Source organism: Chryseobacterium ureilyticum (assembly GCF_900156735.1).
GTDB lineage: Bacteria > Bacteroidota > Bacteroidia > Flavobacteriales > Weeksellaceae > Chryseobacterium > Chryseobacterium ureilyticum.
In genome coordinates this window covers 1-5,534 of record NZ_FTOL01000018.1, presented here as the reverse complement: position 1 = coordinate 5,534, position 5,534 = coordinate 1, and the positions used below count along the sequence as shown (strand labels likewise).

Here is a 5,534-nt window from a genome sequence, read left to right as displayed (position 1 = left end):
CTTCAAGAAGAGAGGAACGAAAAAAAGCTTTGCATTTTTTATCAAATAAAATTTGCGAGTTAAAATAAAGTTAGTATCTTTGCAGTCCCAATTGAGGGAGCGCAGAAGTGGATAGATTGAGGTTTTGGAAAGAGATTAAGGTTACTTAAAAAACTTTAAAATTTTCTTTCGGAACATTTGGTCATTACGAAATAAAGTTTTACTTTTGCACTCGCAAATACGGAGCGACACTGACAGAAAGATTGCTTCGTTAAAAAGCGAAAGATATAAAGATCATTGACATACAATATAACAACCAAGTAAGGAAAAACTAAAGCGTCAAAACTTTGAGTGAGTCAGACAAACATACAATGGAGAGTTTGATCCTGGCTCAGGATGAACGCTAGCGGGAGGCCTAACACATGCAAGCCGAGCGGTAGAGATTCTTCGGAATCTTGAGAGCGGCGCACGGGTGCGGAACACGTGTGCAACCTGCCTTTATCTGGGGGATAGCCTTTCGAAAGGAAGATTAATACCCCATAATATGTTGGATGGCATCATTCGACATTGAAAACTCCGGTGGATAGAGATGGGCACGCGCAGGATTAGATAGTTGGTGAGGTAACGGCTCACCAAGTCAACGATCCTTAGGGGGCCTGAGAGGGTGATCCCCCACACTGGTACTGAGACACGGACCAGACTCCTACGGGAGGCAGCAGTGAGGAATATTGGACAATGGGTGAGAGCCTGATCCAGCCATCCCGCGTGAAGGACGACGGCCCTATGGGTTGTAAACTTCTTTTGTATAGGGATAAACCTACTCTCGTGAGAGTAGCTGAAGGTACTATACGAATAAGCACCGGCTAACTCCGTGCCAGCAGCCGCGGTAATACGGAGGGTGCAAGCGTTATCCGGATTTATTGGGTTTAAAGGGTCCGTAGGCGGATGTGTAAGTCAGTGGTGAAATCTCACAGCTTAACTGTGAAACTGCCATTGATACTGCATGTCTTGAGTGTTGTTGAAGTAGCTGGAATAAGTAGTGTAGCGGTGAAATGCATAGATATTACTTAGAACACCAATTGCGAAGGCAGGTTACTAAGCAACAACTGACGCTGATGGACGAAAGCGTGGGGAGCGAACAGGATTAGATACCCTGGTAGTCCACGCCGTAAACGATGCTAACTCGTTTTTGGATTTTCGGATTCAGAGACTAAGCGAAAGTGATAAGTTAGCCACCTGGGGAGTACGTTCGCAAGAATGAAACTCAAAGGAATTGACGGGGGCCCGCACAAGCGGTGGATTATGTGGTTTAATTCGATGATACGCGAGGAACCTTACCAAGGCTTAAATGGGAAATGACAGGTTTAGAAATAGACTTTTCTTCGGACATTTTTCAAGGTGCTGCATGGTTGTCGTCAGCTCGTGCCGTGAGGTGTTAGGTTAAGTCCTGCAACGAGCGCAACCCCTGTCACTAGTTGCCATCATTAAGTTGGGGACTCTAGTGAGACTGCCTACGCAAGTAGAGAGGAAGGTGGGGATGACGTCAAATCATCACGGCCCTTACGCCTTGGGCCACACACGTAATACAATGGCCAGTACAGAGGGCAGCTACACAGCGATGTGATGCAAATCTCGAAAGCTGGTCTCAGTTCGGATTGGAGTCTGCAACTCGACTCTATGAAGCTGGAATCGCTAGTAATCGCGCATCAGCCATGGCGCGGTGAATACGTTCCCGGGCCTTGTACACACCGCCCGTCAAGCCATGGAAGTCTGGGGTACCTGAAGTCGGTGACCGTAACAGGAGCTGCCTAGGGTAAAACAGGTAACTAGGGCTAAGTCGTAACAAGGTAGCCGTACCGGAAGGTGCGGCTGGAACATCTCATTTTAGAGCGTCGTTAGACGATAAAAAAAAATAGTATCGAAAGATACAAGTACTTACTTAAAGTATAGCTTTAGTTTTTTGTTTGGTTGATATATAAAAATACAAAACCCACTAGAAATTAGTAAAGGGATTGAGAGAGACAAGGATTAAGATAATAGGGTCAGTTAAATCTGATATCTATATCTGAAATCTGTTAGTCTAACAGACAGTCTCGTAGCTCAGCTGGTTAGAGCGCTACACTGATAATGTAGAGGTCGGCAGTTCGAGCCTGCCCGAGACTACTAATTAAAAGGACGTGAAGATATAAGAGATCATATGTCAGACAATAAAGTCTGTAATCTGAGTTCTACAATCTGAAGTCTACTAGAGGGGGAATTAGCTCAGCTGGCTAGAGCGCCTGCCTTGCACGCAGGAGGTCAAGGGTTCGACTCCCTTATTCTCCACAGTTTTGGAAGACTGATTTAAAAGTTACGAATGGAGCCAAAAACAACATTTGTTCATCAGTTTGAAAAGAAGAAATTAAGATCATTGACATTAACGGTAAAGACATCACAAAGAGAAAACCGAGCGCATAAAGCGCTTGAGTAACCAATAGGAAAGAAATCGTTAAGGGCGTATGGCGGATGCCTAGGCTTTCAGAGGCGAAGAAGGACGTGGTAAGCTGCGAAAAGCTGCGGGGATTGGCACACACGAATTGATCCGCAGATGTCCGAATGGGGCAACCCGTCTGGTTGAAGACCAGTCATCCCTTAGGGGAAGCAAACCCGGAGAACTGAAACATCTAAGTACCCGGAGGAAAAGAAATCGAAGAGATTCCGTAAGTAGTGGCGAGCGAAAGCGGATTAGCCCAAAAGTCTTTTTATGTTTAATAGAATGTTCTGGAAAGAACAGCCATAGAAGGTGAAAGCCCTGTATATGAAAGGCATATTAAGATGATAAATGAGTAGGGCGGGACACGTGAAATCCTGTCTGAATATGGGGGGACCATCCTCCAAGGCTAAATACTCCTGAAAGACCGATAGTGAACAAGTACTGTGAAGGAAAGGTGAAAAGCACTTCGAATAGAAGGGTGAAATAGAACCTGAAACCGTACGCCTACAAGCGGTCGGAGCAGCTATATGCTGTGACGGCGTGCCTTTTGCATAATGAGCCTACGAGTTAATTTTACTAGCGAGGTTAAGGTATTAAGTACCGGAGCCGGAGCGAAAGCGAGTCTGAATAGGGCGCATAGTTAGTAGGATTAGACGCGAAACCTTGTGATCTACCCATGGGCAGGTTGAAGCTCTGGTAACACAGAGTGGAGGACCGAACCGGTTGACGTTGAAAAGTCTTCGGATGACCTGTGGGTAGGGGTGAAAGGCCAATCAAACTGGGAGATAGCTCGTACTCTCCGAAATGCATTTAGGTGCAGCGTCGTATATAAGTTTATTAGAGGTAGAGCTACTGATTGGATGCGGGGGTTTCATCGCCTACCAATTCCTGACAAACTCCGAATGCTAATAAATGTTCTACGGCAGTGAGGGCATGGGTGCTAAGGTCCATGTCCGAGAGGGAAAGAACCCAGACCAACAGCTAAGGTCCCAAAATATATGTTAAGTTGAAGCAACGCGGTTGGACTGCATTGACAGCTAGGATGTTGGCTTGGAAGCAGCCATTCATTTAAAGAGTGCGTAACAGCTCACTAGTCGAGCGGTCCGGCATGGATAATAATCGGGCATAAACATATTACCGAAGCTATGGATTTATATTTTAGATATATCTGGTAGGAGAGCATTCTATTTGCGCAGAAGCAGTACTGTGAGGTATTGTGGAGCGGATAGAAAAGAAAATGTAGGCATAAGTAACGATAAAGCGGGCGAGAAACCCGCTCACCGAAAGACCAAGGCTTCCTCAGCCATGCTAATCAGCTGAGGGTTAGTCGGGACCTAACGCGAACCCGAAAGGGGTAGTGGATGGACAATGGGTTAATATTCCCATACTTGCTCACGAATAAAGGGGACGGTTGGATGTAGCTGCTGGAGACTGACGGAATAGTCAAGGCCTAGCCTTCGGGCGAAGCTGCTGTAGTGTAATCTGATCCAAGAAAAGCCGAAGTGAAGCAACCCGTACCAAAACCGACACAGGTGGTCGAGGAGAGAATCCTAAGGTGCTCGAGTGAGTCGTGGCTAAGGAACTAGGCAAAATAGTCTCGTAACTTCGGAAGAAGAGACGCCATCAGCAATGGTGGCCGCAGTGAAGAGGCCCAGGCGACTGTTTATCAAAAACACAGGACTCTGCTAAATCGAAAGATGCTGTATAGGGTCTGACACCTGCCCGGTGCTGGAAGGTTAAGGAAGGTGCTTAGGGTTAAACCGAAGGCATTAACTGAAGCCCCAGTAAACGGCGGCCGTAACTATAACGGTCCTAAGGTAGCGAAATTCCTTGTCGGGTAAGTTCCGACCTGCACGAATGGTGTAACGATCTGGGCACTGTCTCAGCCACGAGCTCGGTGAAATTGTAGTATCGGTGAAGATGCCGATTACCCGCAATGGGACGAAAAGACCCTGTGAACCTTTACTATAACTTCGTATTGACTTTGAGTAAGTAATGTGTAGGATAGGTGGGAGGCTTTGAAGCTTGCACGCTAGTGTAGGTGGAGCCAACGTTGAAATACCACCCTTTACTTACTTGGAGCCTAACTTCTTTTAGAAGGACATTGCGTGGTGGGTAGTTTGACTGGGGTGGTCGCCTCCAAAAGAGTAACGGAGGCTTTCAAAGGTACCCTCAGCACGCTTGGTAACCGTGCGTAGAGTGTAATGGCATAAGGGTGCTTGACTGTGAGACCAACAAGTCGATCAGGTGCGAAAGCAGGACATAGTGATCCGGTGGTTCCGTATGGAAGGGCCATCGCTCATAGGATAAAAGGTACTCCGGGGATAACAGGCTAGTCTCCCCCAAGAGCTCACATCGACGGGGAGGTTCGGCACCTCGATGTCGGCTCGTCACATCCTGGGGCTGGAGAAGGTCCCAAGGGTTGGGCTGTTCGCCCATTAAAGTGGCACGCGAGCTGGGTTCAGAACGTCGTGAGACAGTTCGGTCTCTATCTATTGCGGGCGTTAGATGTTTGAGAGGGCTTGATTCTAGTACGAGAGGACCGAATTGAACAAACCTCTGGTGTATCAGTTGTACCGCCAGGTGCACCGCTGAGTAGCTACGTTTGGAAGAGATAAGCACTGAAGGCATATAAGTGCGAAACTCGCCTCAAGATGAGACATCTTTTAAGGGTCGTTGTAGATGACGACGTTGATAGGCTATAGGTGTAAAGACAGTAATGTCATAGCCAAGTAGTACTAATTACCCGTAGATTTATAGTCTATGGTTACTAATATAAACCAAGTGCTTTATGCGCAGTAAAGGTTTTGTCTTTGTGAAAGTTTTTATCGCTTAAAACAGATGTCGGATAAAGGACATCAGATATCAGACTTATATAGGTCTAATATCTGAGCTCTAAACTCTGATATCTTATATACAACCTTTAGGGTGGTTTTAGCGGTGGGGCTCACCTGTTCCCATTCCGAACACAGAAGTTAAGCCCACCAGCGCCGATGGTACTGCTAACGCGGGAGAGTAGGTCGCCGCCAGTTTTTATTTTATTTTTAAAAGTCTCATACAGTAATGTATGAGACTTTTTTTT

Annotated in this window: 2 tRNA genes and 3 rRNA genes; all 5 read left to right on the top strand. The window is 46.4% G+C overall.

Features of this window, described 5'->3' with window-relative positions:
* Positions 1-347: 347 nt before the first annotated feature.
* The 5 genes from BW983_RS23560 (at position 348) to rrf (ending at position 5,484) form a co-directional block, all read left to right on the top strand.
* Positions 348-1,864: ribosomal RNA gene (locus BW983_RS23560) — 16S ribosomal RNA — on the top strand.
* Between the two features lie 204 nt (positions 1,865-2,068).
* A tRNA-Ile gene (locus tag BW983_RS23555) sits at positions 2,069-2,142 on the top strand.
* Between the two features lie 88 nt (positions 2,143-2,230).
* Positions 2,231-2,304 (top strand) — tRNA-Ala (locus BW983_RS23550).
* A gap of 153 nt (positions 2,305-2,457) precedes the next feature.
* A 23S ribosomal RNA gene (locus BW983_RS23545) occupies positions 2,458-5,214 on the top strand.
* Between the two features lie 162 nt (positions 5,215-5,376).
* Positions 5,377-5,484, top strand: a 5S ribosomal RNA gene (gene rrf, locus BW983_RS23540).
* The 16S, 23S and 5S rRNA genes sit together here with 2 tRNA genes alongside, the layout of an rRNA operon.
* Positions 5,485-5,534 lie beyond the last annotated feature (50 nt).